Source organism: Paraurantiacibacter namhicola (genome assembly GCF_001687545.1).
In the GTDB taxonomy this organism is placed as follows: domain Bacteria; phylum Pseudomonadota; class Alphaproteobacteria; order Sphingomonadales; family Sphingomonadaceae; genus Paraurantiacibacter; species Paraurantiacibacter namhicola.
In genome coordinates this window covers 1346671-1373329 of record NZ_CP016545.1, presented here as the reverse complement: position 1 = coordinate 1373329, position 26659 = coordinate 1346671, and the positions used below count along the sequence as shown (strand labels likewise).

Annotated in this window: 20 protein-coding genes and 1 riboswitch; of the genes, 12 read left to right on the top strand and 8 right to left on the bottom strand. The window is 64.8% G+C overall.

Annotation, left to right across the window (positions count from 1 at the left end; genetic code table 11):
- Positions 1-12 precede the first annotated feature (12 nt).
- Positions 13-2961 (bottom strand): excinuclease ABC subunit UvrA, encoded by a 2949-nt coding sequence (uvrA, locus tag A6F65_RS06690; protein ID WP_067787074.1) that lies wholly within the window; start codon positions 2959-2961, stop codon positions 13-15.
- Between the two features lie 210 nt (positions 2962-3171).
- On the opposite strand from uvrA, the gene A6F65_RS06685 reads away from it, so the two are divergent.
- Positions 3172-6534: a type ISP restriction/modification enzyme gene (locus A6F65_RS06685; protein WP_067787072.1), complete on the top strand. Its 3363-nt coding sequence runs from the start codon at positions 3172-3174 to the stop codon at positions 6532-6534.
- 35 nt (positions 6535-6569) lie between these two features.
- Here A6F65_RS06685 and A6F65_RS13115 read toward each other — a convergent pair whose 3' ends face one another.
- Positions 6570-8330: a transferrin-binding protein-like solute binding protein gene (locus A6F65_RS13115; RefSeq protein ID WP_205631865.1), complete on the bottom strand. Its 1761-nt coding sequence runs from the start codon at positions 8328-8330 to the stop codon at positions 6570-6572.
- Positions 8331-8576: 246 nt separating this feature from the next.
- On the opposite strand from A6F65_RS13115, the gene thpR reads away from it, so the two are divergent.
- From thpR to A6F65_RS06665, 3 genes are all read left to right on the top strand, one after another.
- Entirely contained in the window at positions 8577-9110 is a 534-nt protein-coding gene (thpR, locus tag A6F65_RS06675; RefSeq protein WP_067787068.1) for an RNA 2',3'-cyclic phosphodiesterase, read from the top strand.
- Positions 9111-9344: 234 nt separating this feature from the next.
- Complete coding sequence (locus A6F65_RS06670; protein ID WP_237164780.1) at positions 9345-10085, top strand: lysozyme; 741 nt, start codon at positions 9345-9347, stop codon at positions 10083-10085.
- Complete coding sequence (locus A6F65_RS06665; RefSeq protein ID WP_205631864.1) at positions 10051-10752, top strand: hypothetical protein; 702 nt, start codon at positions 10051-10053, stop codon at positions 10750-10752. The genes A6F65_RS06670 and A6F65_RS06665 overlap by 35 nt, the downstream gene beginning before the upstream one ends.
- 12 nt (positions 10753-10764) lie before the next feature.
- Here the strand turns inward: A6F65_RS06665 and A6F65_RS06660 are convergent, their stop codons facing one another.
- The 6 genes from A6F65_RS06660 to A6F65_RS06635 are packed head-to-tail and all read right to left on the bottom strand — an operon-like array spanning position 10765 to position 16754.
- Positions 10765-12108, bottom strand: a complete 1344-nt coding sequence (locus tag A6F65_RS06660) for a surface lipoprotein assembly modifier (protein WP_157093079.1) — start codon at positions 12106-12108, stop codon at positions 10765-10767.
- 43 nt (positions 12109-12151) lie between these two features.
- On the bottom strand, positions 12152-12478 hold the full coding sequence (locus tag A6F65_RS06655) for a GCN5-related N-acetyltransferase (RefSeq protein WP_067787060.1): 327 nt from the start codon (positions 12476-12478) through the stop codon (positions 12152-12154).
- The gene (locus A6F65_RS06650; RefSeq protein ID WP_067787058.1) at positions 12465-13229 is read right to left on the bottom strand and encodes an ABC transporter ATP-binding protein; all 765 of its coding nucleotides are present in this window, start codon (positions 13227-13229) and stop codon (positions 12465-12467) included. The genes A6F65_RS06655 and A6F65_RS06650 overlap by 14 nt, the downstream gene beginning before the upstream one ends.
- On the bottom strand, positions 13226-14182 hold the full coding sequence (locus tag A6F65_RS06645; RefSeq protein WP_067787056.1) for a FecCD family ABC transporter permease: 957 nt from the start codon (positions 14180-14182) through the stop codon (positions 13226-13228). The genes A6F65_RS06650 and A6F65_RS06645 overlap by 4 nt, the downstream gene beginning before the upstream one ends.
- Positions 14179-14988: an ABC transporter substrate-binding protein gene (locus A6F65_RS06640; RefSeq protein ID WP_157093168.1), complete on the bottom strand. Its 810-nt coding sequence runs from the start codon at positions 14986-14988 to the stop codon at positions 14179-14181. The genes A6F65_RS06645 and A6F65_RS06640 overlap by 4 nt, the downstream gene beginning before the upstream one ends.
- 5 nt (positions 14989-14993) lie before the next feature.
- Positions 14994-16754, bottom strand: a complete 1761-nt coding sequence (locus A6F65_RS06635) for a TonB-dependent receptor plug domain-containing protein (protein ID WP_169817012.1) — start codon at positions 16752-16754, stop codon at positions 14994-14996.
- Between the two features lie 157 nt (positions 16755-16911).
- Positions 16912-17099, bottom strand: a riboswitch (cobalamin riboswitch).
- 144 nt (positions 17100-17243) lie between these two features.
- Between A6F65_RS06635 and A6F65_RS06630 the strand changes: the two genes are divergently transcribed.
- The 8 genes from A6F65_RS06630 (at position 17244) to A6F65_RS06600 (ending at position 26658) form a co-directional block, all read left to right on the top strand.
- Complete coding sequence (locus A6F65_RS06630; protein ID WP_237164779.1) at positions 17244-18452, top strand: cell wall hydrolase; 1209 nt, start codon at positions 17244-17246, stop codon at positions 18450-18452.
- A complete protein-coding gene (locus A6F65_RS12875) occupies positions 18434-18604 on the top strand; it encodes a hypothetical protein (protein ID WP_157093078.1) in 171 nt (56 codons plus the stop codon). Before A6F65_RS06630 ends, A6F65_RS12875 begins: the two co-directional genes overlap by 19 nt.
- Positions 18601-18951: a hypothetical protein gene (locus A6F65_RS06625; protein ID WP_067787049.1), complete on the top strand. Its 351-nt coding sequence runs from the start codon at positions 18601-18603 to the stop codon at positions 18949-18951. The genes A6F65_RS12875 and A6F65_RS06625 overlap by 4 nt, the downstream gene beginning before the upstream one ends.
- A 124-nt stretch (positions 18952-19075) precedes the next feature.
- Positions 19076-21001 carry a putative bifunctional diguanylate cyclase/phosphodiesterase gene (locus tag A6F65_RS06620; protein ID WP_067787046.1) on the top strand — a complete coding sequence of 642 codons (1926 nt, stop codon included), beginning with the start codon at positions 19076-19078 and terminating at the stop codon, positions 20999-21001.
- Between the two features lie 307 nt (positions 21002-21308).
- On the top strand, positions 21309-22283 hold the full coding sequence (gene mdh, locus A6F65_RS06615; protein ID WP_067787044.1) for a malate dehydrogenase: 975 nt from the start codon (positions 21309-21311) through the stop codon (positions 22281-22283).
- A 46-nt stretch (positions 22284-22329) separates the two neighbouring features.
- Positions 22330-22860: a hypothetical protein gene (locus A6F65_RS06610; RefSeq protein WP_067787042.1), complete on the top strand. Its 531-nt coding sequence runs from the start codon at positions 22330-22332 to the stop codon at positions 22858-22860.
- Positions 22861-22902: 42 nt separating this feature from the next.
- Positions 22903-23793, top strand: coding sequence for a succinate--CoA ligase subunit alpha (sucD, locus tag A6F65_RS06605; protein WP_067787040.1), 891 nt, complete (start codon positions 22903-22905; stop codon positions 23791-23793).
- Between the two features lie 27 nt (positions 23794-23820).
- On the top strand, positions 23821-26658 hold the full coding sequence (locus tag A6F65_RS06600) for a 2-oxoglutarate dehydrogenase E1 component (protein WP_067787038.1): 2838 nt from the start codon (positions 23821-23823) through the stop codon (positions 26656-26658).
- Position 26659 lies beyond the last annotated feature (1 nt).

The following is a 26659-nucleotide window of genomic DNA, read 5'->3' as shown; positions in this document are numbered from 1 at the left end:
GCGCCCCTCTCGCTACCGCTCCAACATCGGCTTGAGATACCGCCCAGTATAACTCCCGCTCACCCCGGCAACCGCCTCCGGAGTTCCCTCAGCAACAATCTCCCCGCCCCGCACACCGCCATCCGGCCCAAGGTCCAGGATCCAGTCAGCCGTCTTGATCACATCCAGATTGTGCTCGATCACCACCACGCTGTTCCCCTGGTCCACCAGCCGGTGCAGCACTTCGAGCAGCTTGCGCACGTCCTCGAAATGCAAGCCGGTGGTCGGCTCGTCCAGGATATACAGCGTCTGGCCGGTGCTGCGCTTGCTGAGTTCCTTGGCGAGCTTCACGCGCTGCGCCTCCCCGCCAGATAGCGTGGTGGCCTGCTGGCCGACCTTCACGTAGCCGAGCCCAACCTCGTTCAGCATGTGCATCTTGTCGCGGATGGGGGGGACGGCCTTGAAGAAGCCTTCCGCATCCTCGATCGTCATGTCCAGCACGTCGGCGATGGAGTGGCCCTTGAACTTCACCTCCAGCGTTTCGCGGTTGTAGCGTTTGCCGCCGCATTCCTCGCAGGTGACGTAGACGTCGGGCAGGAAGTGCATCTCGATCTTGATCAGGCCGTCGCCCTGGCACGCCTCGCAGCGGCCGCCCTTGACGTTGAAGCTGAAGCGGCCGGGCTTGTAACCGCGCGCCTGAGCTTCGGGCAGGCCCGCGAACCAGTCGCGGATCTGGGTGAAGGCGCCGGTGTAGGTGGCGGGGTTGCTGCGCGGCGTGCGGCCGATGGGCGACTGGTCGATCTCGATCACCTTGTCGCAATATTCGAGGCCGGTGACCTTGTCGTGCGCGCCCGCCACCACGCGGGCGTTGTTGAGCGTGCGCGCGGCGGAGGCGTAGAGCGTGTCGATGGTGAAGCTCGACTTGCCCGAGCCGGAGACGCCGGTGATGCAGGTGAAGGTGCCAAGCGGGATGCTGGCGGTCACGTCCTGCAGATTGTTCGCCCGCGCGCCGTGGACGGTGAGCTTGTGCCCGTTGCCCTTGCGGCGCTTGGCCGGGACGGCGATCTCGCGGCGGCCGGTGAGGTAGTCGGCGGTGAGCGACTTCTTGCTGCGCAGCACCTGTTTCAGCGTGCCCTGCGCCACCACCTCGCCCCCGCGCACGCCCGCGCCGGGCCCAAGGTCGACCACATGGTCCGCCTGGCGGATGGCATCCTCGTCATGCTCCACCACGATCACGGTGTTGCCGAGGTCGCGCAGGCGTTTCAGCGTTTCCAGCAGCCGGTCGTTGTCGCGTTGGTGGAGGCCGATGCTGGGCTCGTCGAGCACGTAGAGCACGCCGGAAAGCCCGCTGCCGATCTGGCTGGCGAGGCGGATGCGCTGGCTCTCCCCGCCGCTCAGCGTGCCGGAGGTGCGGTCGAGCTCCAGGTAGTCGAGGCCGACATTGTCGAGGAAGCCCAGCCGCTCGTTGATTTCCTTCAGGATGGCCTTGGCGATCTGCTGCTGCTGGTCGCCCAGCTTGGCATCGAGCGCGAGGAACCAGTCCTTCGCCGCCGCGACGCTCATCTGCGTGGGCGTGGCGATGTCCGTGCCGGCGACCTTCACCGCCAGCGCCTTTTCATTGAGGCGCTTGCCGCCGCAGGTTTCGCAGGGCTGCGCGGTCTGGAACTTGGCAAGCTCCTCGCGCATCCAGGTGCTTTCGGTTTGCAGCATGCGGCGGTTGAGGTTGCCGATGACGCCCTCGAACGGCTTGTTGACCGTATATTGCTTGCGCCCGTCCTTGAAGGTGAGCGGCACGCGCTTACCCTTCGTGCCGTGGAGGATCACGTCGCGGTGTTCCTGCGACAGCTCCTGCCAAGGGGTGGTGAGGTCGAAAGCGTATTCCTTCGCCAGGCTGCCGAGCACCTGCATGTAATAGGGGCTCGGCGGGTTGCTCTTCGCCCAGGGCACGACTGCGCCCTTCTTCAGCGTCAGCGCCTCGTTCGGGACGACCAGCTGCGGGTCGAACAGCTGCTTTTCGCCAATGCCATCGCAGGTGGAGCAGGCACCTTGGGGGGCGTTGAAGGAGAACAGGCGCGGCTCGATCTCCTCGATGGTGAAGCCGCTCACCGGACAGGCGAATTTTTCGGAGAAGACGATGCGGTTGGCGGGCAGGCCTGCGCCCTTCATCTTGCCCCCGTCCTGAGTCCCAGCGGAGGCTGGGACCTCCTGCAAGCCTGGCGCGCCTCCGAGGGAGGTCCCAGCCTGCGCTGGGACTCGGTCAAGGTCCGCCAGGTCCACATAGGCCAGCCCCTCGGCCAGCTTCAGCGCGGTCTCGAAACTGTCGGCGAGGCGTGTTTCCAGCCCCTTCTTCACCGCCAGCCGGTCCACCACCACCTCGATATCGTGCTTGAACTTCTTGTCGAGCGCGGGGGCTTCCTCGATCGGATACATCTCGCCGTCCACGCGCACGCGGGTGAAGCCCGCCTTCTGCCATTCGGCCAGCTCGCGCCGGTATTCGCCCTTGCGCCCGCGCACCACCGGGGCGAGCAGGTAGAGCCGCGTGCCTTCGGGCAGTTCCATCACCCGGTCGACCATGTTGGACACGGTCTGCGCCTCGATCGGCTCCCCCGTGGCGGGCGAATAGGGAATGCCCACCCGCGCCCACAGCAGGCGCATGTAATCGTAAATCTCGGTCACCGTCGCCACGGTGGAGCGCGGATTGCGGCTGGTGGTCTTCTGCTCGATGGAGATGGCGGGAGAAAGCCCGTCGATATGCTCGACATCGGGCTTCTGCATCATCTCCAGGAACTGGCGCGCATAGGCCGACAGGCTCTCGACATAGCGCCGCTGCCCCTCGGCATAGATCGTGTCGAAAGCGAGCGAGGACTTGCCGCTGCCCGAAAGGCCGGTGATGACGATCAGCGCATCGCGCGGCAGATCGATATCGATACCCTTGAGGTTATGCTCGCGCGCCCCGCGGACGGAGATTTTGGTAAGTGCCATAAGTGGGCCGTGTTCCGGTTTCGTTCGCTGCTGTCAAGACGGCACACGCCGCCCCCCGGGCCAGCCGCCGCGCAGCCCTGCCCAATGAGCGAACAAGGTGGGGACCCGGTTCCGCCTTTGCCAGAGGGGGCCAGCGCGATTGCGCTTGGCAAGCGGCGGGAGATTGGCGAAGGATGGGGGTGAGAGAATTCGCAGGGGGAGCGGTCGCACGTGGATATTGCCGGTTATCTGGAAGAAATCAGCCGGATCCATGCAAGCGGCGATGCGACGGAGCACAGCTATCGTGCGCCACTCCAGCGCCTGTTCGAAAGTATCGACGAGACCGCCAGCGTCATCAACGAGCCCAAGCGCAGCGAAGGCGGCATGCCGGACTTCCTGTTTCACCGCGACGGCGTGGCGTTCGGGTGGGCGGAAGCGAAGGACCTGCCAAAGGATGTGGTGAAGCTGAAGGGCTACAGCGTCGAACAGCGCAAGCGTTACGAAGCGGCCTATCACAACCTCATCTACACAAACGGCGTCGATTTCGAGTTCATCCGTGAAGGCGAGGTGATCCACCACACATCCATTGCCGACTTTATGGGCGACCTGGGCGGATTGCAGCCGCTGCCGGAAAAGTTCGAAGAACTTGAGCGATACCTGCGTCTATTTGTCGAAGAACAGCCTATCAGCATCCGCAGTGCAAAGCGGCTTGCGGAGATGATGGCGAACAAGGCAGCGATCATCAAAGGCGAAGTCGATATCGCGCTGAAGGATGATCCGGAATTCCAGACGACGCTGGGCCGCCAATTCAAAGTGTTCAAACAGAACCTGCTGCCCAACCTCACGCCGGAAGAATTCGCCGATCTCTACGCGGAAACGATTACCTACGGCATGTTCGCAGCACGCCTGCACGATACCGAGACGCCGGAGAACTTTAGCCGCGACGAGGCCTTGAAGCTCCTTCCCAAATCGAACCCATTTCTTCGCGGCCTGTTTCAAACAATCGTTGGCTTCGATTTGCCAGAGTGGCTGATTTACGCGGTGGAAGACCTAGTGAACGTCCTCCGCGCCAGTCGCCCGCATGACCTGTTCGAGGATTTCGGCAAGTTCACGGCGCGCAATGACCCCTTCATCCATTTCTACGAGACGTTCCTGGCGGAGTATAACCCGAAGAAGCGTAAGGCGCGCGGGGTCTGGTACACGCCCGAACCGGTGGTCGATTTCATCGTGCGTGCGGTGGACGATGTGCTGAAGACCGAATTCGATATTCCCGACGGGCTGGCCGATACAAAGAAAGTAACCGTTGATTGGGACACAGGACAGGATGATCCCAAAACCGGCAAGCCGCGCACGATCAAGCGCGAGGTTCACCGGGTGCAAATCCTCGATCCTGCAACGGGCACTGGCACCTTCCTTGCCAAGACCGTGCAGACCATTGCCGATCGGGTGAAGTCGCGCGCGCCGGGCGCATGGTCCAACTATGTCGAGCGCGACCTGCTGCCGCGCCTGCATGGTTTCGAACTGCTGATGGCCAGCTATGCAATGTGTCACATGAAGCTGGATATGCAACTCACCGAAAGCGGCTATGTGCCCAATACTGGCAAGCCGCCGGAAGACTGGCCCACCGGCAAGCAATGGCCCCCGCGCCTTTCCGTCTGGCTGACCAACGCGCTGGAACCCGCCGAGCGCGAGGTGAAAGACCTCTTCGCGCTACAGGCGCTGGCCGACGAAGCGCGCGGCGCGGGCGATGTGAAACGGCAGACGCCGATCATGTGCGTGATCGGGAATCCGCCGTATTCGGGTGTTTCGCAGAACATGGAGAGTGAATTCAGCAACCGTCTTATTGAGGACTATAAGTACGTCGATGGTAAGCACTTTGGTGAACGCCGACATTGGCTACTCGATGACTACGTGAAATTCATTCGCACATCGGAGAAAGTGATTGCCGATAATGGGCAAGGCGTACTTGCTTTCATTTCGAACAACGGTTTTTTGTCCAACCCCACCTTCCGCGGGATGCGTTGGCACCTCCTTTCAACCTTCGATGCGATCCATGTAATTGACCTACATGGAAATTCGAACAAGCGTGAGCGAACTCCGACCGGCAGCCCCGACAAAAATGTTTTCGACATAAAGCAAGGGGTGTCGATCATTATCGCGATCAAGAAACGCGATGCGAGCATCGAGCCTAGGAAGACATCGGTCTATCATCGGGACTTCTGGGGGACTCGGCTTGCGAAAGATAAGGTTCTGCGATCAGGCCAGGTTTTTGATAATCCTGATAACTGGACGAAACTGGACCTCTTCCATCCTTACTATTTTTTCGTTCCTTTCAATGCCGCGCACGCTTCAACTTATGACGCTGGTTTCAACTTGAAGGAGCTATTTTATACGACAAGCAAAGGCGTAATCACGGCCAGAGATGATTTGGCGGTAGCTTTTGAAAAATCTGAGCTTCAGAACACAATTAAGTATTTCACCGACCCATCACTGAGTGATGATCAGCTACGCCAAAAGTTTTTTTCGGGAAAGTCCGGCAAAAAGTATCCGAAGGGTGACACACGAGGATGGAAACTTCCTGACGCAAGAACAGGTTTGCGCGAGGTCGAGGTCTCGGAAAAGATCGAAAAAATCGCCTATCGCCCATTTGATTTCCGATTCTTCTTCTACGGGCAGGAGCTGACTGATTGGCCTCGAGAAGAGGTCATGCTGCATGTGACCGGTCAGGTCGTGGACGGCCAACACTATCGCAACGAGAACATAGCAATATCGTTTAACAGGCGAATTGAAGAAGATCGTCCTTTCAGTGACGCTCTAGCATTAGATTGTCCAATTCAGCATCATTCATTGAGCATCAAAGAGGCAAATGATTTTGCCTCGCTCTATAGATATCCCGACAGGTCGGACAAGCAGGTGGACAGCGAAGCGCCCACGCAGCGCACCGTCAATTTCGACCTCAAGCTTTACGCCGCCGTCTGCAAGGCCGCCGGAATCGATCCTGCCGATCAGGCTGGGCCGGACGATGATTTCCGCAAGGCGACCGGCGATGCGCGCCCGTCGGAGGTCAAGGTGTTCGATTATATCTACGGCGTGCTGCACTCGCCCGATTACCGCGAGACCTTTGCCGAATTCCTGAAAATCGACTTCCCGCGCGTGCCCTATCCGTCGAGCTCCGAAGTCTTCCGCCATGTCAGCGAAAAGGGCGAAGCGCTGCGCCGCCTGCACCTGATGGAGCCTGGCGCCATCGGCGATGCGCCCTATCCCTTCATGCCGGAGGACGTGTCGGAGCTGGAGGATGACGAGCGCAATGCCGTCGCCGCCGCGCATCCCAAGTGGGACGCCGGGCGCGTTTACATCAACAAGGTGCAGTATTTCGACGGCGTGCCGCAGACCGCGTGGGACTTCCACATCGGCGGATACCAGCCCGCGCAGAAATGGCTGAAGGACCGCAAGGGCCGTGCGCTATCCTATGAGGATATCGGCCATTACCAGAACATCGTGAAAATCTTGCTGGAAACGGACCGCATCATGCGGGAAATCAAGCTGCCGCTGGACCTTGATGCCGCGCCGGACGAGGAGGTGCAGGCAGGCTGACCACGGCCAGCCCGCCCAGCGCCCTTACCTCACCCTCAGTCCTTGGTCCCCACCGTCACGCCGTCCAGCGCGACGTCGCCGCTGAAGGCGTTCCAGATTGCGCCGTATTCGTTGGCGCTGGGGCCGTAGAACCAGCCGGTGATGGTCTGCGAGCCATTGCCGTCGATCGTGCCGAAAAAGCCGTTGAACGTGCTGTCCACCGATCCGCTGATCGCCAGGCTGCCGAAGTCCATGTCCGCGCCGCCGGTCAGGCTGCGGCCGGTGGGCATCAGGAAGCCGGTCACGCGGAAGGCGCCGAAGTCGATGGTCAGCGTGCTGGTGCCGCCCAGCTCGTAAGCCAGCTGCCCGCTCGCATCGCGGCCGGAGCCGAAGATGCGGCCGGAATAGTTGGCCGTGCCCGCCACCGGGATCTGGTCGCGCGGGGTCAGGATGCCGAAGGGGACGAAGGTGAAGGATTGCTGCATGATGTTGCCGCCTGCGTCCTTCTTGGTGCCCGTGACGCGGGCGAAGCTGGAATAGGTCAGCTCCACGCCGTTCACCTGGCCCTTGAAGATATCCACCTGCAGCTCGTCCTCCGGCGTGCCGCCGACATAGGCGGTGAAGTCCGCCGTATCGCGCGCGGCGTCCCGGTCGCTCGGGGCGACGGTGAACTGACCGCGTCCGAAATAGTCGAAATTGCCCGGCGAGCTGAGGAAAGTGTAACTCTGTGTGGTGGGATCGTAGGTGATCGTGTCCAGCTGCGCTGTCATGGCGCCGGTATCCAGCACCAGGCCGCTGCCCGTGTCGGTGTACAGCGCGGCCACCAGCCCTGTCTTGAAGGTGGTGGGCGATGTCAGCGTGGCGAGCGTCGTGCCCGTGCCGCTACGCCGGCCGAGGATGGCGGCGGAGAAGATGTAGCCATTCTCGTTCAGACCGGAGAAGACCGCGCCCACTTCCCCTGCCGTGGGGCCGTAGAACCGCCCGTTGAACGCGCCGGTGTAAGTCCCGAAGGACACCGCCGTGCCCGTGCCGGTAAAGCTGTTGCCGGTGGAGGACAGCTGCGCACTGGCGCTGAAATTGCCGTCGAACGTGGAGTTGGAGGTGGCCGAGCCGTCGGCGCGGAAGGACTTGAAGCGCGCGTTCACGTCGATCGCGCCGGAAAGGAAGTTCGCCACCAGCGATCCGCTGCCGTTGATGGACAGGACGCCTTCCTCGCCCGACTGGGTCAGCGCGCCTAGCAGGTCGATGGCGTAGGTGGCGGTGCCGGTGCGCGGCAGGTCCGCATCGGGCGTTTCCACGCCGTAGGTGAAGCCGGTGAGCGTGCCGTCCACGCGGGTGGCGCCCTGCACGGTCCGCTGCCAGTAACCTGCGCCGACATACTGGTAAGTGAAGCGCCCGCTGGTGCCGGGCCGCGTCAGGGTCAGCGTGTCGGTCGTGGCGCCATTGACGACGGTGTAGACGTTCACGGCGGGGGACTGCTGCGTCAGCGTGCCGGAACCGAAGGTCTGGCTAAGGCCGCCGGCGGTGACCGTGTAGGAATTGCTGCCCGCATCGTAGGAGAAGGTGACCGGCGCAGCGCCCTGCGTGCCGGTGCCGGTAACCTGCTGGCCATTGCCTGCGTCGAAAGACGCCGATGCGCGCGCACCGTCATTGGTGAAGCTCTCGCTCACCAGCGGGGCGATGAGGTCCGCATTTGCCGTGGTTGGCGTGGGGGTGGGCGTCGGCGTTGGCGTTGGCGTCGGCGTTGGCGTCGGCGTGGGGGTGGGCGTTGGCGTGGGTGTCGGGGTCGGGGTCGGGGTCGGCGTAGGTGTCGGCATGGGGCCAGGCGTCGAACCAACGCCGCCTCCGCCACCACCGCCGCCGCAAGCAGCCAAAGCGAGTGCCAATGCGCAGGCAGATGCCCGCGAAGCGAAACGAACCGTATTCATAGTCTGCGACCCCTCGAAATGCCGGATCCCGCCAGCGTAACGGGCGCCATATTACCAAGGGACGTTTGCAGATCAAGGCCGTGCTCTGGCGCGCGAGACTTGCGGGGCAACATGGGAAAGCCCAGAGGTGTCGCCATGCATCGCCTCTTCGTCGGCCTTCGCCCTCCCCCCGCCATCCGCGACGCGCTGATGGATATCCAGCAGGGTATCGAGAACGCGCGCTGGCAGGATGACGAGCAGCTGCACCTGACCCTGCGCTTCTGCGGCGAGATGAGCGCCGAACGGGCGGATGACCTAGCTCTTGCCCTGCAACGCATCGACGCTGTGCCCTTCACGCTGACGCTGGCAGGAAGCGGGCATTTCGAGCGCAAGGGTATGCCCAGCGCCGTGTGGGTGGGCGCGCAGCCGAGCGAGCCGCTGCTGCGCTTGCACCGGCAGGTGGAGCATGCCTGCCGCAGCGCGGGGCTGGAGGCGGAGGCGCGCAAGTTCGTGCCACATGTCACCACCGCGCGCCTCAACCGCTCCAGCGGCCCCGCAGCGTCCTGGCTTGCGGCGAATGCCACGCTGGAAATGCCGCCGTGGGACGTTGAACACTTTACCCTGTTCGAGAGCCATTTGTCGCCCGAAGGCTCCCGCTACGAGGAAATCCTGCGCATTTCGCTGCGATGAACGACGAGTCGAGGCCTGCGAAGGCTGCGACGTGGAAAGGATTGCCGCCGCCAGCCGTTTAGTGGGTGTGGGCAGCAAGAGGCCGTCCACCCGCAACAGGGACCTGCGAACCTATCTCCCAACGACCCGGAGCGCGTCATCCTCCCCTCTTTCGACGATATTACGAGCGAACCACTGCCAGAACAGCTTCAGCGGGACATCCGCAAGCTGGACGCGGTGGGCCTGACGCGCCAGTTGAAGCAGCGTGAAGCACTTCGTCGCCAGAAGGAAGAACAGGAAGCGCGCAAGAAGACCGGCTGGCGCAACCGACGCCGCCGCCTGTCCGGCCGCATGCGCAAGCGCAAGATCGCGCTCGCCGCATCTGCCGGCATCATGGGCATTTCCACTGCCGCAACCGTCCCCGGCACGCAGCAGTCGGTAAACATGCAGCAGGCCATTGAACGCGTCGCACCCGACATTCGGACCAGCGCCGCGCTGATGAAAGCCAGTGACGAGCTGAAGGCCGCAATGATCGAGGAAGAGGGCGTGCGCTACACCGTCTATCGCGATGTGGCGGGCTATCCGACCGTCGGCGTGGGCCATCTGATCAAGCCGGGCGATGGGTTGAGTGTGGGCGACCGTGTGACCGAAGAACAGGTGCTGGAATTCCTTGAGCAGGACCTGGCCATTGCCGAGGCAGGCGTGGCGCGGCTCGTGGGCGACTTGCCGCTGTTCCAGCACGAATTCGATGCGCTGGTGGATCTCGTTTACAATGTCGGTGAAGGCAATGTCTCGCCGGGCAAAAGTCCGAAGCTGAACGCGGCCATCTCGGCCGGTGATTACCAGGCAATCGCCGATGAACTGGCCTATCACAATGCCGGCGGCGCGCTGGCGCGGGGCCTCGTCTATCGCAGCGAAAGGAGGGTCAACATCTTCCTAGAAGCGGCGTATGAGGACCCCCGTGAACTCCGCACTGAAATCAATCGCTCTGCCTAAGCAGGCGCTGGCCTTTCTGGCCCTTCTCCTCGCACCCGTACTTGCCGGGTGCGGGGCATTTGTCGATTCCGGTGACGACACGCCCGCGCCGCAGGAAACCGCCGCCACGAAAGGCGGCAAGTCCGACCCGCTGACCCGTGCCGTAGAGGCCAAGGGCGGCGAAGATTGCTTGCTGCTGGTGTGGGAGAAACAGGACACGCGCGACGAAGATTTCGACCGGGCGCATGACATGGCCACGGGCGGCGCAATTTCCTGCGCCACCAATACCTCGGCCAGCCGTTTCGACCGCGTGCTGAAGCGCCTTCGCGATGCAGCCACGCGGCGCGACAAGGCGGCGCTGCTCTCCGAAGTCGGCATTCCGCTGCTCTACATCGACGAAAACGGCAACCAGCGCCTGCTGGAGGGCGAGGCGCTGGACGCGGCCTTCGACGAAGCCTTCACACCCGAAATGCTCGATACGCTCGCGGGGCTGGACCTTCGCGAGCTGTCCGTCGTGCCGGGCGAAGGCGGCTTCTTCCGCCTCGGTGCGCTGTGGCTGGTGGTGGACGAGCCGGGCGGCGACCCGAAACTCGTCTCCGTCAATGCCCAGGCACTTGGCGAAGCTGCCGAGGCTGCGCGGGACAAGAGCGAGACTGCGCAAGGCGTGGCAGTCGGTACCGGCGGTTGACCTTGCGCGGAGTTAGAACGCCGCCGTTACGCCCACTTCTCCGGACAGGCTGCTGAAGTCATAGATCCCCACGGTCGACCAGTTGCGGTCGTATCTGACGCGCAGCAGGGGCGCGAAGCGGCCGAAGGTCAGCTGGCGGAAGGTGCCGGACAGGCTGGTCGTCAGCCGGTCGTCCTTGCGCCGCTGGGGGTAGAGGAAGATGCGCCGGTCCGCCTCCAGCCGGCTGTAGCCGATATTCAGCACCGCCGTGGTGCGGCCCAGTTCGCGGTAAGCAAAGGCGCTGATGCCGCCGCTGGCAAGCGAGAAGCCGGGATCGCCCGCGACGAAGCGCGACCCATTCAGGCGCAGTCCACCGCCGGTTTTCTGGTCGAATGCCTTGTCGAGCCCGATGGACAGGACATAGCGCTCGCCGGATTGCAGCGTGTTGCGCTCATTCTCCTCCCGCAGCGCCGTGGCATCCACGCGCAGCTGGGACGTGGGCGACAGGGGATGGCGGAAATTCCCGGTGAGGCCATAGCTGAAGCTATACGGCTCCATCCCGAACCAGCGATAAGTGGCGGTCGCGGCCAGCGCGATCCGGTCACTGCCCGATCGCAGTTCCGGCCCCACCTGGGCGGTCAGCGCGATGTCGTTGAAATCCTTCTGCCTGTAGATATCCGCATCGGCGGAAATCCGCGCAAGCACCTGCGCCCGCTCCCCCAGCGGGAGCCGGCCATAGACCTGCGCCTTGCCGGACAGGCCGACGCCCGATTTCGCCTGCGCATCCTCGCTCAGCGTGAAATCGCCGATCACCGTCTCCAGCGTCTCGTTCCCGGTTGCGCGGTTGATATTGGTGCTGGGGGCGAAGGCGATTTCGAAGCTGGCGCCATAAGGCTTCGCGGCGTCGAGCGCGTTGGCGTAGAAGCGCACCACCTGCTGCACTTCGGGCGGCAGCGTATCGGTCTGCACGGCGCGAAGTTCCCGCCGCGCGCCGGAGAAATCGCCCAGCTGTCCCAGCACGCGGGCCAGTTCCAGCCGCACGGGCGAAGCTTCGGGCTGTTCGTCCAGGATCGCGCGCAGCAGGACGGCGGCATCGGCATAGCGACCCATCTGGTCCGCATACATGCGCGCCAGGCGGAAACGCGCCTCGTTGCGCAGGCTGGGTTCGGGGTGGCCGGTCAGCGCGCGATAAGCCTGCTCCGCCGTTGCGTAATCGCCCCGGTCGCGCGCCGCATCGGCAAAGGCAAACAGCTCCGCCGGTGACATCTGCACCTGGCTCTGCCCGCCATCGGAGCCCTGCCCTTCCTGGGCGAAAGCAGTCGTGGCGGACACGGCGAGCATGGCCATGCCCAGCCTCAATGCCAGCTTGCGAACCATAGTGGATGCGACTCCCTTATGGCGCGGTCCCGGCCCGCGCCCGTCAGGCGTCCTTATCACCACGAAGCTTGCCGCGCCAAGCCAGCGATTTGCGGTTGAGTTCGGCAAGGTCGCGCTGGCCGTCCAGCACCAGTTCGCCCAGCGCAATCGCCTCCAGCAGCACGTCGTCGCTGGCGTTGCGATAGGCGGGCGGCGCGATGTGATCCCGCCACGGTCCCTGGCAGGCATTGTCCAGCAGGATCCGCTGGAAGCAGTGATCGAGATGCACCGGCCAGTCGCGCGTCATGGCCGCATCGGGCAATTCATGCCGGGTCAGCGAAAACCAGCGGGTCTGCAGGATCTCGCGCGTCGTTTCGTCAAATGGCTCCATCGCCCTGATTACCGATGGCCAGCGCGTGGGTTCCGCCGTACTCGATCCAGCTGGCATCGACCTGCCAGACGCGCGCGATTGTGGCTGCGTCCAGCGCCTGAGCGGGCGGGCCGTCTGCCACCAGCGCGCCGCCATCCAGCACCAGAACCCGGTCCGCATGGTTCATGGCCAGCGACAGGTCATGCAGCACCAACACGATGCCCGTGCCGCCATCGGCAATCCGGCGCAGATGGCGCAGCTGCGCGATCTGCTGGCCAAGGTCGAGCGCGGCGAGCGGCTCGTCGGCCAGGATCCAGTGCGGCCTACCAGCCAGCACGCGGGCGAGCAGCACGCGCGCCTTTTCCCCGCCGCTCAGCGTGGACATGGGCCGATGGGCCAGCGCGGCCACATCCGCCGTTTCCATGGCGCTGCGGATCGCTTCGGCATCCTCGCTGCGGCCCGTCAGGCGGTGTGGCAGGCGACCCAGCGCGACGAGGTTGGCGGCGGAGACATCCCAGGCCACTTCCGCATCCTGCGGCAGGAAACCGATGGCCCGCGCACGTGCCTGCGGCTCCATGGCGTTGACGCTATGCCCGTCCAGCGCAGCCTCGCCTCTGTCGGGCTTCAGCAGGCCCGCCAGCATGTGCAGCAGGGTGGATTTGCCCGCGCCGTTCGGGCCGCAGATGGCGGTGATCGTCCCCGGCGCGAAGCTGGCCGAGACATCGCTCAGCCTGCCTGCCAGCGACAGTGCCTTGGCGTGCAGTTCGCTCATACCGCGCCCCTCCGCATCTTCAGCAGCAGCATCAGGAAGAAGGGCGCGCCAATCAGGCTGAGCGCGATGCCGAGGCGCAGCTCCGTCACCAGCGGCACCACGCGGCAGATCACATCCGCCACCAGCACCAGCAGGCCCCCTGCCAGCGCGCTCGGTACGATCAGCGATCCGGGCCGCTTGTCTGTCAGCGGGCGGACGAGGTGCGGGACGATCAGGCCGACAAAGCCAACGATGCCCGCCACCGCGACGCCGCTGCCCACGGCAAGGCCGATGCCCACCACCAGCAATGCGACCAGCCTGCCCGGTTGCACGCCAAGGCTGCGCGCCGCCGCATCGCCCAGCGTCAGCGCGTCGAGGCTGCGACCTGCCAGCATCAGCGCGGCGATGCCTGCCAGCGTCAGCGGTACGGCCAGCCAAACGTCGGGCCAGCCGCGGTCGGTCAACGCGCCGAACAGCCATGTCACAATCTCGCTCATGGCAAAGGCGTTGGGCGCAAGGCTGATGGCCAGGCTGGTCAGCGCGCCCGCCAGGCTGGAGATCATGAGGCCCGCCAGAGTGAACAGCGCGATGCCTCCGGTGCGCCCGGCGATCAGGGCCAGCAGCGCCATCGCCCCGCCCGCACCCACCAGCGCGAACAGCGGGACCAGCACGGGCGCGCTGGCATAGCCGAACCACAGCGCCATCACCGCGCCCAGGGCCGCGCCCGGGGCGATGCCGAACAGGCCGGGGTCGGCCAGCGGGTTGCGCAAGTATCCCTGCATGGCCGCGCCGCTCGCCCCCAGACCTGCGCCTATCACGATGGCCAGTACGGCGCGCGGCAGGCGCAGCTCGCCAAGGATGACCGCTGCATTGGCCGTGCTGCCCGGGTCGATCCAAACGCGCCCGGCCAGCAGCGACAGCGGCACGGCAACGGCCAGCGCAAGCAGGAGGGTGAGGTTCAGCCGCCCGCTCATCCCACGTCCCGCCTGATTTGTGCCAGCGCCTCTACCGCGCGGATGATTGTCGGGCCGCCGCAATAGGTCAGCGCCGGGTCCAGCCGCGCATACTGCGTGCCCTCCATTGCGGACAGCGCCGGATGGGCCAGCGCCCGCTCCCCGCCCGCCGCGATGACCACCGCCGGCGGATCGGCCAGTACCCGCTCCAGCGGCACGTAAGCGCCCTGCCCCAGCCCGCGCGCGGCGGCATGGCTGGAGAAGCCTGCGTGCAGCAGGAGGTTGCTGACCAGCGCGCCATCACCCGCAACGATACCGCCCTGCTGCCACAGCAGCGCAGGCACCGCCTCACCGTCCCATCGCGCCGCTTCCAGCGAATCCGCAATCCGCGCGTTCAGCGCCTCGCCACCCGCCGGATTGCCCGCGATCCGTGCCAGGCGCTCCACCTGCTCCGCGCTTTCCGCCGGGCTCGACACGATGCCGAAGGTCTCCACCTGGATGCCCAGCCGCTGGAAGGCGGCCTGCGTCGCCGGGGCCAGGAAGGCGCCTGCCACGACGATATCGGGGCCCAGCGCGATGACCTCCTCGACCGTGCCGCCCGTGACGCGGTAATTGCGCGCCAGATCGAGCGGCATGGAGCTGGACGAGGGGTCCTGGCTGTAATGCGATATCGCCAGCAGCTGGCCCGGCTCGGCCACTTCCGCCAGCACGGCATCGGTGCAGGGGTTCAGGCTGACGATGGTCGGCAGGCCGTCGGTCCGCTGCGCAGCAGGGCGCTCCTCCCCCTGCGAACATGCCGCAAGCAGGAATGGGAGGAGGAGCGCCATGCGCATCAGAAGCGTGCCCTTACCCCGCCAAACACACCGCGCCCGGCAGTGTTGAAGCCGGCCGCGGTCTGGTAATCCTCGTCCCAGACATTCTCGACCCGCCCGAAGACCTCGAAAATGCTCCCGACCGGCAGCGAGACGCGCAGGTCCAGCACTTCGTATCCGTCCAATCGGACGGTGTTGGCGTCATTGTCGAAGCTCGATCCCACGATGCGCAGGTCCGCGCCCAGCACGAGGCCGGCCAGCGGCGTCGTCCAGTCGGCCGCCAGCGTTGCAGAATGGCGCGGGCGGCGGCCCAGCGCATTGCCGGCATTGGCGCCGCTGCGGTTTTCCGTGTCGAGGAAGGTATAGACCGCCTGCAGGCCGAGCCTTGGCACGGGGTTGAAGCCCGCTTCCACTTCCACGCCCTGCGCGCGCGCCTGGCCGGTGTTGAAATAGACGAAGGTGCCGGGGTCGAAGTCGATCTGGTTTTCGATATCGCGGTAGAACAGCGTGACCGCGCCGAAAGCCATCCCGCCGCGCTCGCCGAAGTCCAGCCCGAAGTCGAAATTGGTGCTTTCTTCCGGCGTCAGGGCCGGGTTGCCGCTAAATGCGTCATACAGCTGGAACAGGCTGGGCGCCTTGTACCCCTGGCCGAAGCTGGCGCGCGCGCGCACCGTCTCGCTGAAGCGATAGCTGGCATCTGCACCCAGCGTCACTTCGCTGCCGAACAGCGTGCCATCGTCCAGCCGTGCCCCGGCGGCGAGGTGCAGCGGGCCGGCATCGTAGTCCAGCTGTGCATAGGCGCCGCGCCGCTCCAGCTTGTCATCCCCACCGAAATTGGTGCGGTAATCCGTCCATTCGAAATAGCCGCCGGAATGCAGCGTCACACCCGCCGCCACGGGCGCGCGGGTGCGCAGGTCCACGCGGTTCAGGCTGCCATCGGCGATGAAGGGGCCGAAGATGCTGGTGCTGACGCGGTCCGTCTTGGCGAAGGAGTAGCTCGCGACGATCTCGACATTGTCCACCATCGCCTCGGCCGACACGCTGAGCGAGGTCTGGTCCGTATCCTGCGTGTCCGCCGTGTCGCCGAAATTGTCGATATCCACCAGGCTGTCCGCATGGCGCACGCTGGCGCGCAGGGTCAGGCTGTCGGACAGTGCGGCATAACCGTTCGCGCCGAATGCTTCCTGCCGGAAACCGTCCTTCTCCGTTCCTGCCGCGAGGGCGGAGAAGCCTTCGGTATCATACAGGCTGCCATAGGCGGTGATGCCGAAGCGATCGCCGGCATAGCCCGCATCACCCGACAGGTAGAGCGTATCGCGCGAGCCGTATTCGACGCTGACGGAGCCGCCCGTGCGGGGCCGCGCAGTGGTGACCAGCACCACGCCGCCCACGGCAGAGCTACCCCAGATGGTGCTGTTGGTGCCGCGCAGCACTTCGATCCGCTCGACATTACCGGGCAGCAAATTCGTGAAGTCATAGCCGTTGGCGATGGAGGAAGGGTCCGCCACGCGCACGCCGTCGATCAGCGTCAGCACCTGGTCGTTGGAGCTGCCCCGGATGCGAACGGCGGATGTGGAGCCCACGCCGCCATTGCGGTTCAGCGTGACGCCCGGCACGCGCTGCAGCACGCGGGCGATATCGCCGCCCTGCACGCTTTCAATCTCCAGCTCGTCCAGCACGGTAATGGCCTTGCCGGTGGTCTCGATATCCTCGGCCACACCAGTCGCGGCAACCACGATGACGCTGCCATCGCCGGCCGGTTCGACAGCCTCCTGTGCCATGGCGGGTGCCGAGATGACGGCGGCAGCAGAAGTCAAATAATACAGATGTTTACGCATAAATTCTCCAGTCCAGAACGAAATGTCGTCCTGAACCGGAACGGGCATGCAAATGGCATGCGGCGCGCCTGTCCTTACCCCCGGTTTACCCCGCCCGGCGGCGTGAACGACTGGCGCAGGCAGGTCTCCTGGCTCCCGGCTCGCTGCGCTGACCCGCCTTCCCGCACGAATGCAGTGGCATGTTGGGCCAGTACTAGCCGGTCACAGTTGCGGGGGCAGCGGAGGTCTTGCACCTCCTTCCCTCTTAGGCCCGGCGTTACCCGGGCAACCCGTGCCGTCGATCGCCCCAGTAATCCCGCCGCAGTCACGCGACAAGGCAATATCCGACATTAGAAATCGTAACGTTTAAGGGTCGGCCCGCCGCCGTCCCGATAAGGGACAGCGCAATCGCCGGGCGCGCCGGGCCGCTGGCGCGCATGTATCCAACCGGCAATGGCCCAGACCACCCCATCCTGCCCCGAAACGCTCGCAGCCTTGCTGGCGCAGCGCGGCGGGCTGGAACGGCGCGAGACGCAGTACCGCGTGCGCCGGGCGCGGCGCGGCATTGGAACCCGGCGCAAGAGCAAGCCTGGCGTATCCCGCGTGGCCGCCCTGTCCCTGGTGATTGCAGTGCCCAGCGTGGCGGCCTCCCCCTCCGGCTTTGGCTTTGCCGACGCTGACGCACTGGTGGGACAATCCGCCATGGTATCGCCCATGGGGTTTGAAACGCCGGGCGAAAGCTTCCCGGGTTCGGCCTTCTTCTATCTGGCGGAAGAGGATTTCTCCGCCCCCGAATTCGCGCCCGGCGTGCTGCGCGATGCCAGCGAAGATTTCGGCGCGGATACTGCGGGCACCTCCGCCCTCTCCGCCGCACCCTCGGCCATCGCCAGCGCCCTTATCGCCACGGGCAGTGGTACGGATCGCACCCGCGCGCAGCGATGCCTGACCATGGCGGTGTATTACGAAGCGGCGAGCGAGAGCCTGGATGGCCAGCGCGCCGTGGCCCAGGTGGTGCTTAACCGCGTGTCGCACCCCAGCTATCCCAATTCGGTCTGCGGCGTGGTCTTCCAGGGCAGTGAGCGGCGCACGGGCTGCCAGTTCAGCTTCACTTGCGACGGGGCGCTGGCGCGCAAGCCCTCAACGGGCGGCTGGAGCCGGGCTTACGGCGTTGCTGCCGATGCACTGTCGGGCCGGATTTACGCGCCTGTGGGGCTGGCCACGCATTACCATACGCTGGCGGTGAACCCCTACTGGGCCAGCAGCCTGCACAATGTGGGCACGATCGGCTTCCACACCTTCTACACCTGGCGCGGCGCTGCCGGGCGCAAGTCAGCCTTCAACGTCCGCTATCGCGGGATGGAGCCCATGGCCGCGCCCAAGTCGCGCAGCGCCGCATTCGCGGATAGCGGGCCCACCGATCCGCTGGCGCTCGCCCGCCAGTTCGAGGCGCAGGCCGCACCGAATGCCGCAGCATCCTCCACCACCCGCAGCGCGTCCGCGCCTGCCCGGGCCGCCGTGCCCGCGCAAAGGGCCGCGCCCACTTATACAGCGGACGTGGAAGCGCGCGGCGGCGATGCGCTGTTCCGGGGGGACAAGCTGCCCGATGGCGGTACGGTCAACCCGGCGCTGGAACGCAGCGGCCAATGGCTGAAAAGGCCATGATTTTGCTGGCAAAAATTGCGCTTTTCTGCGGGTCCTGCGGGCTGAAAGATTTGGGAAACCATTTGTCCAAGGGAATGCTTCACGCCGTGCTGCCAGAAGCCCTTTCGCACCGGGACATGCCCCGTGCCGATCAGGACAAGACCCAGACATGAGCATCCGCTTCGCCGCCCCGCCCCAAGCAAACGCCGTGCGCCTTACGCGCAGCGGCGCTCGCCGCGCGGCAAAGCGGGCTGCGGGGCGTCCGGCGAATGACAATGGTGTGGACCTGAATGACCAGGCACTGCTGCGGGCCAGCCTGCGCCACTTCGCAGAACATGGCCTGGCTGCCGCATCGCATGCCCATGCCAAGGCGGAAGCGGCCTTCTTCGCCGGCGACCGCAAGGCTTACGACTGGTGGCTCGGCATCTGCCGCTCGCTCGACCGGCGTATGGCAAAGCGTCTCGCAAGCAGCGTGGACCGCAAGCCTGATGCAGGCTCCGGCACGGATCGCCGCGCCTGACTGCGCTGGCTCCGGGCCGCCAAGCTCTTAAGTTTTGGTAAACGTGGCTTTAACGGGACGGTGATGTTCCCGGTCTATCGCCTCCACAACGGAGGTAAGGCCAATCAATCGGTTCAGCCACATCTTGCAAGGTTATTTCGGCGGTGACGAGCGCGACGCGAACGTGCGGCGCAAGCTCGTGGAGACGCTGTACACCCAGCCGCTGAGCCTGGCTGTGGGCGCGCTTGCGGGCGTGGCCTGCTGTACCACGGCCATTGTCCTGACGGGCAACACCGCGATCACGATCGTCGGCCTGACGCTGATCTTCGTCGCCCTTGCGCGCATCCTGATGGCGCTGTGGCTGGCAAAGGACACGCAGTCGCACAGCGCCAAGATGATGGAAATGGCCTATGAGATAGGCGCCTTTGCCTACGCCTTCCTGTCCGGCCTCGCCGCTGCGGTCACCATGATCTACGCGATGTCGGACCACCTCATCGCGCTGATGATTACCTATGCCATGGTCTATGGCGTGGGCATTACCGCCCGCAACGCGGGCCGTCCCTTCATCGCGCTGGGCCAGATGTTCCTGTCCTTCGCGCCGGTCGTCGTGGCCGGTCTGATCGTGGGCGGACCTTCCTTCTATGTCCTGTCCGGGCTGATCCTGTTCATCTTCACCGGCATGTCCTCCATCACTTTCAACGTGTTCAACACGCTGAAGGACCAGTTCATCGCCGCGGAAAACAGCGCCCGCATGGCGGAAAAGATGCGCGAGCTGGCCCGCACCGACGTGGTGACCGGCCTGACGAACCGCGCCGGCCTGAACCACGAGCTGGTCGAACATCTCATGGCCCTGCCCGCAGACCGCCAGCTGGCGCTGTTCTGGCTGGATCTCGACCGGTTCAAGGAAGTGAACGACATGCTGGGCCACCCCGTTGGTGACCAGGTCCTGGCGGAAGTGGCACAGCGCCTGCGCGTCAGCGCGCCGCAGCACGCCACCGTATCCCGTTTCGGCGGCGACGAGTTCGTCATTGCCTGCGAAGTGGGCGACCGGGGCGAGAGCGAGCGCATCGCGCAGAGCTTTGCCGAAGCCCTTGGCCAGCCCTACTCCGTCGAAGGCCACCGGATCGACGCCGGGGCCAGCATGGGCGTGGCGCTGCTGCCGGAAGATGGCGCCGATATCGACAGCCTGATGCAGGGCGCCGACCTGGCGCTGTACCATGCCAAGGTTGCCGGCCGCGACCGCATCCGCTTCTTTGACAGCTCCATGACCCGCGAGCTGGTCCGCAAGAAGGAAATCGAGAAGGAACTGCGCGCAGCCATCCAGAAGGACGAGCTGAGCATCTTCTTCCAGCCGATCGTGGACCTGAAGACCGGCCGCATTCGCACCTTCGAGGCGCTGGTGCGCTGGTTCCACCCGGAAAAGGGCGAGCTGCGCCCCGATGAATTCATTCCCGTGGCCGAGGAAACCGGCGTTATCATCACCCTGGGCAACTGGATCACCGCACAGGCTGCCAAGGCCTGCGCCCAGTGGCCGGAAGACGTGACCATCGCGGTCAACCTCTCGCCGCTGCAGATCCGCGCGCCGGGTGCTGCACTGGGGATCATGGCCGCCGTGCGCGATGCCGGGCTGGACCCGCACCGCCTGGAGCTGGAAGTGACCGAAAGCCTGTTCCTGGACGATGACGAGAATACCGCGCGCTTCATGGAAGAGCTGGCGGCCGAAGGCGTGCGCTTCGCACTCGACGATTTCGGCACGGGCTATTCCTCGCTCGGCTACATCAACCAGTTCCCCTTCTCCAAGATCAAGGTGGACCGCAGCTTCGTGTCCGGCCCCAATGTCGGCAAGAAGTCCGACGCCATCATCCGCGCCGTGGCCGAAATGGGCAGCACGCTGGAAATGGAGATCGTGGCCGAGGGCCTGGAGACCGTGGAGCAGGTGAAGGTCGTGTCCGATGCCGGCTGCACGCTGGGCCAGGGCTATTACTTCAGCCGCGCCGTGCCCGATTTCCTCGCCGCCATGCTGCTGGCACAGGACCGTGGCCGCGACGGGGAAGTGCGCGCCGCGGGCTGAGCCTGCCGCCACACTTCGGTACATTCGACATCGCAGGGATTCCGGAGGCCGGAGCGCAAGGCGCTTCTGGCCGCTTGGCGCGCGGTGGCGTCCTATTCGGACGCGCCCTGCCAAACAGTCCTATTGCTATTGCGAACTGTTTGCAAAGAAAACATCACTCTACGACCTTATGCCGGTTGCAACACCCCTCCGGCGCGCCTAGGGAAGCGGCATAGCTGGCTGCACTCCTTTCGCCGGACGCGGGGGTGTGGCTCTATCGCAAGCCTTCCAAGGCGTCCGGGCAAGAAATCCCAAGGACCTGCTCGCAATGGCCACCAGCACTGGACGCAAGAAAATCGCCCTTATCGGTTCCGGCATGATCGGCGGCACGCTCGCCCATCTCGCCGCGAAGAAGGAAATGGGCGACATCGTCCTGTTCGACATCGCGGAAGGCATGCCGCAGGGCAAGGCGCTGGACCTTTCCCAGTGTGGTCCGGTCGAAGGTTTCGACGCGAAGATCACCGGCTCCAATGATTACGCAGACATCGCAGGTGCGGACGTCGTGATCGTCACCGCCGGTGTCCCCCGCAAGCCGGGCATGAGCCGCGACGATCTGCTGGGCATCAACCTGAAGGTGATGAAGTCCGTCGGCGAAGGCATCAAGAACAACTGCCCTGACGCTTTCGTGATCTGCATCACCAACCCGCTGGACGCCATGGTCTGGGCACTGCGCGAATTTTCCGGCCTGCCGCATAACAAGGTTGTCGGCATGGCCGGCGTGCTCGACAGCGCCCGCTTCGCCACTTTCCTGGCTTGGGAATTCGATTGCAGCGTGAAGGACGTCAACGCCTTCGTGCTGGGCGGCCACGGCGATACCATGGTCCCGGTCACCAGCTACACGACGATCAACGGCATCCCGGTGAACGACTTCGCCAAGATCAAGGGCGTGTCCGAAAGCCGCATCGACGAGATCGTGGACCGCACCCGCAAGGGCGGCGGCGAGATCGTGGGCCTGCTGGGCAATGGCAGCGCCTATTACGCGCCCGCCACCAGCGCCATCGCCATGGCCGAAGCCTATCTGGGCGACCAGAAACGCATCCTGCCCTGTGCCAGCTACGTCGACGGAAAGTACGGGCTCGACGGCCTCTACGTCGGTGTCCCCACCGTGATCGGCGCAGACGGCACGGAAGACGTCATCGAGATCGAACTGTCCGACGAGGAAAAGAGCAACCTCAAGGTCAGCACCGACGCGGTCGAGGAACTGCTGGAAGCCTGCAAGGGCCTCGACAGCAGCCTCGCCTGATCCGGGCCCCGCGCCCGTCTTCTCTGGTCGCAAGGAGATTACAGCAATGAAGAATACACTCGCCTTTTCCGCCCTCGCAGCCGTGGCAGCCACCCTGTCCGCGCCCGCATCCGCACAGATGAAACCGGCCAGCGCCGAAGACGTCGCGGAAGCGATCAAGACCTGCAAGGACATCACCAGCCCGACGTGGATCGACAAGGATGCGCTGAAGGGCCACGGCTGGCACCAGGTGCGCCAGCGCGGCCGCGGCCGTGGCGGTGCGCGCCTCTACAATGCTTACGAAACGCGCGGCAACGACGCCTACCTCGTGTTCGAGCGCGAAGACCTGAAGGCCAAGAACTGCGTCGTTCTGGCGCGGTTGGAGAACACCGGCGCTTATAACGGCCTGGCGCAGGGCCTGGCTGGCGAGATCGGCATGCCGAACGGACAGGACGGCTTCGCTTATATCTGGGACCAGTCCGACTACATCGTGCGCATGGAACCCAGCGGCGACCGCGACACGCCCAATGCCCGCTTCACCATCAAGGCAAAGGGCCCGTCCGAGGTCGCGCCTGAAGCCATCATCACCGAAGACTGACAAGAACATGCGCACCCGCCGTGCGCCATCGGGAGTAATCCATTGAGCATCCTCGTCGACAAGAACACCAAGGTCATCACCCAGGGGATGACGGGCGATACCGGCACGTTCCATACGCAGCAGGCGCTGGATTACGGCACGCAAATGGTTGCAGGCGTCACACCCGGCAAAGGCGGCACCACGCATATCGGCCTGCCCAACTTCAACACCGTGCGCGAGGCGAAGGCGGAAACCGGCGCGACAGCGTCGGTCATTTACGTGCCGCCGCCCTTCGCCGCCGACGCGATCTGCGAGGCGATCGACGCAGAAGTGGAACTGATCGTGGCCATCACCGAAGGCATCCCGGTGCTGGACATGGTGCGCGTGAAGGCCGCGCTGGAAGGCAGCAAGTCGCGCCTGATCGGCCCCAACTGCCCCGGCGTGCTGACGCCCGGCGAGTGCAAGATCGGCATCATGCCCGGCTCCATCTTCCAGAAGGGAAGCGTGGGCGTGGTCAGCCGCTCCGGCACGCTGACATACGAGGCGGTGCACCAGACCACCAATGTCGGCCTGGGCCAGACGACGGCCGTCGGTATCGGCGGCGATCCGGTGAACGGCACCAACTTCATCGACGTGCTGGACCTGTTCCTGTCCGATGACGAAACCAAGTCCATCATCATGATCGGCGAAATCGGCGGCAGCGCGGAAGAAGAGGCCGCAGCCTTCATCAAGGAACAGGCCGCTGCCGGTCGCCGCAAGCCCATGGTCGGCTTCATCGCCGGCCGCACGGCACCTCCGGGCCGCCGCATGGGCCACGCCGGCGCCATCGTGTCCGGCGGCCAGGGCGGCGCGGACGACAAGATCGCGGCGATGGAAGACGCCGGTATCCGCGTGGCGCAAAGTCCTTCGGAACTTGGCACCACGCTGGACGCTCTGTTGAAAGAGCTGGCGTAAGCCTCCCTGACATTGGTGGAGCCCGCGATGGGTAACGAAGCGCAAGATTTCCTTCCCGAACTGCCTGGCCAGGACGGGCCGCAGCCGGGGCCGAGCTGGGCCAACCCGCGCTGGCCGCTGTCCGATGCGGACGGCGAGCTGGCAGGCGCGATGGACCCGACTGACATGCTGGTCGCGGTTACCGAAGCGGCGGCCAAGGCGGGCAAGGTCATGGACAGCGCGGCGCTGGAGCAGGCGGCGGGCGATTCCATCCGCGCCATGCTGCTGGTTCGGCTGTACCGCGTGCGCGGGCATCTTGCGGCGGATCTCGACCCGCTGGGCCTGTCCCACCGCGAGGAGCCGGAAGACCTGACGCTGGCCTGGCACGGCTTCGATGGGCAGGAAGACCGCGAGGTCTATGTCGGCGGCGTATTCGGCTTCGAATGGGTCACCGTGGGCAAGCTCTATGCCTTCCTGCGCGCCACCTATTGCGGCAATGTCGGCCTGGAATACATGCACATCGCCGACACGGAAGAGCGGCGCTTCCTGCAGGACAAATTCGAAAGCCCTGAAGACACCATCCAGTTCACGCCGGAAGGCAAGCGGGCCATCCTGCAGGCCGTGATCCGCGGCGAAGGCTTCGAGAGCTTCCTCGGCAAGAAATACGTTGGCACCAAGCGCTTCGGCCTCGATGGCGGCGAAAGCATGATTCCGGCGCTGGAAGCGGTCATCAAGTATGGCGGCGCATCCGGCGTGCGCGAGATCATCTACGGCATGGCCCACCGCGGCCGCCTGAACGTCCTCGCAAATGTGATGGCCAAGCCGTACAAGGTCATCTTCCACGAATTTTCCGGCGGCACGGCCAATCCGGACGACGTGGGCGGATCGGGCGATGTAAAATACCACCTCGGCACCAGCACGGACCGCGATTTCGACGGTATCAGCGTGCACATGTCGCTGGTCCCCAATCCCAGCCACCTGGAGGCAGTGAACCCCGTGGTGCTGGGCAAGACCCGCGCCCAGCAGGCCATCCGCGAAGACCTGGCCAAGCATGCCGAAGTGCTGCCCGTGCTGATCCACGGCGACGCCGCCTTCGCCGGCCAGGGCATCGTGTGGGAATGCCTCGGCTTCTCCGGCGTGCGCGGGTACAACACCGGCGGTTGCATCCACTTCGTGATCAACAACCAGATCGGCTTCACCACCAGCCCGAAATTCGCCCGCTCCAGCCCCTATCCGTCCGATGTGGCCAAGGGCGTGCAGGCTCCGATCCTGCACGTCAACGGCGACGATCCGGAAGCGGTCACCTTTGCCTGCAAGCTGGCCGTGGAATACCGCCAGACCTTCAAGCGCGACATCGTGATCGACATGTGGTGCTATCGCCGCTTCGGCCATAACGAGGGCGACGAGCCCAAGTTCACCCAGCCGCTGATGTATGATGCCATCCGCAAGCATCCCAAGGTGAGCGAGATCTACTCCGCCCGCCTGAAGGACGAGAAGGTGGTGGGCGAAAGCGACGCAGCCGACTGGCGCAAGGAATTCGACGACCAGCTGGCGGGCGAATTCGAGGCGGCCAAGAGCTATAAACCGAACGAGGCCGACTGGTTCGCCGGACGGTGGAGCGGGCTGCACAAGCCGGCCGACCCGGAATCCGCGCGCCGCAATGTCGACAGCGCCATTTCCGCCAAGCTGTTCGACAGCCTGGGCCGCACGCTGACCACCGTCCCGGACGATCTGACGATCCACAAGACGCTGGGCCGCGTGCTCGATGCCAAGCGCAAGATGTTTGACAGCGGTGAAGGCTTCGACTGGGCCACGGCCGAAGCGCTCGCCTATGGCAGCCTTGTGACGGAAGGGTACGGCGTGCGCCTGTCCGGCCAGGATTCAGGCCGCGGCACCTTCAGCCAGCGCCACGCCATCTGGGTCGACCAGAAGGACGAGCGCAAATACATCCCGCTCACCACCCTGCCCCACGGCAAGTTCGAGGTGTATGATAGCCCACTGTCCGAATACGGCGTGCTTGGCTTCGAATACGGCTTCGCGCTGGCAGACCCGAAAACGCTGGTGCTGTGGGAAGCGCAGTTCGGCGATTTCGTGAACGGCGCGCAAATCATGATCGACCAGTTCATCGCGTCTGGCGAGGTGAAGTGGCTGCGCGCCAATGGCCTCGTCCTGCTGCTGCCGCACGGGTACGAGGGCCAGGGTCCGGAACATTCCAGCGCCCGCCTCGAACGCTTCCTGCAGCTGTGCGCGAACGACAATATCCAGGTCTGCAACATCACCAGCCCGGCGAATTACTTCCACGTTCTGCGCCGCCAGATGCTGCGCCCGTTCCGCAAGCCGCTGGTCATCATGACGCCCAAGAGCCTGCTGCGCCATCCGCAGGCCAAGAGCGATGCGGAATCCTTCCAGGGCGAGAGCCAGTTCAAGCGCATCCTGTCCGACAAGAAGGACATTCCCGACAAGGACGTGCGCCGGCTGGTGCTGTGCAGCGGCAAGGTCGCCTACGACCTGATGGAGAAGCGCGATGCCGAGGGGATCGAGGACATCTCCATCGTCCGCATCGAACAGATCTATCCCTTCCCGGGCGAACCGCTGGCCAAGCGCATGGCGCGCATGCCGAACCTGAAGGAAGTGTACTGGTGCCAGGAAGAGCCGCGCAATAACGGCGCATGGTTCTTCGTGCAGGAACGCATCGAGCATGCCCTGACCGAGGCCGGCCATGACGGCATGCGCCCCCGCTACGCCGGGCGCGAGGATGCGGCATCGCCCGCAACCGGCCTCGCCAGCCGCCACCAGGCGCAGCAGGAAAGCCTGGTCAGCATCGCACTTGACCTCGCCAACACCGGCGCCACGGCGCACGTGACCCCGAAAAAGAAATCGAAATAAG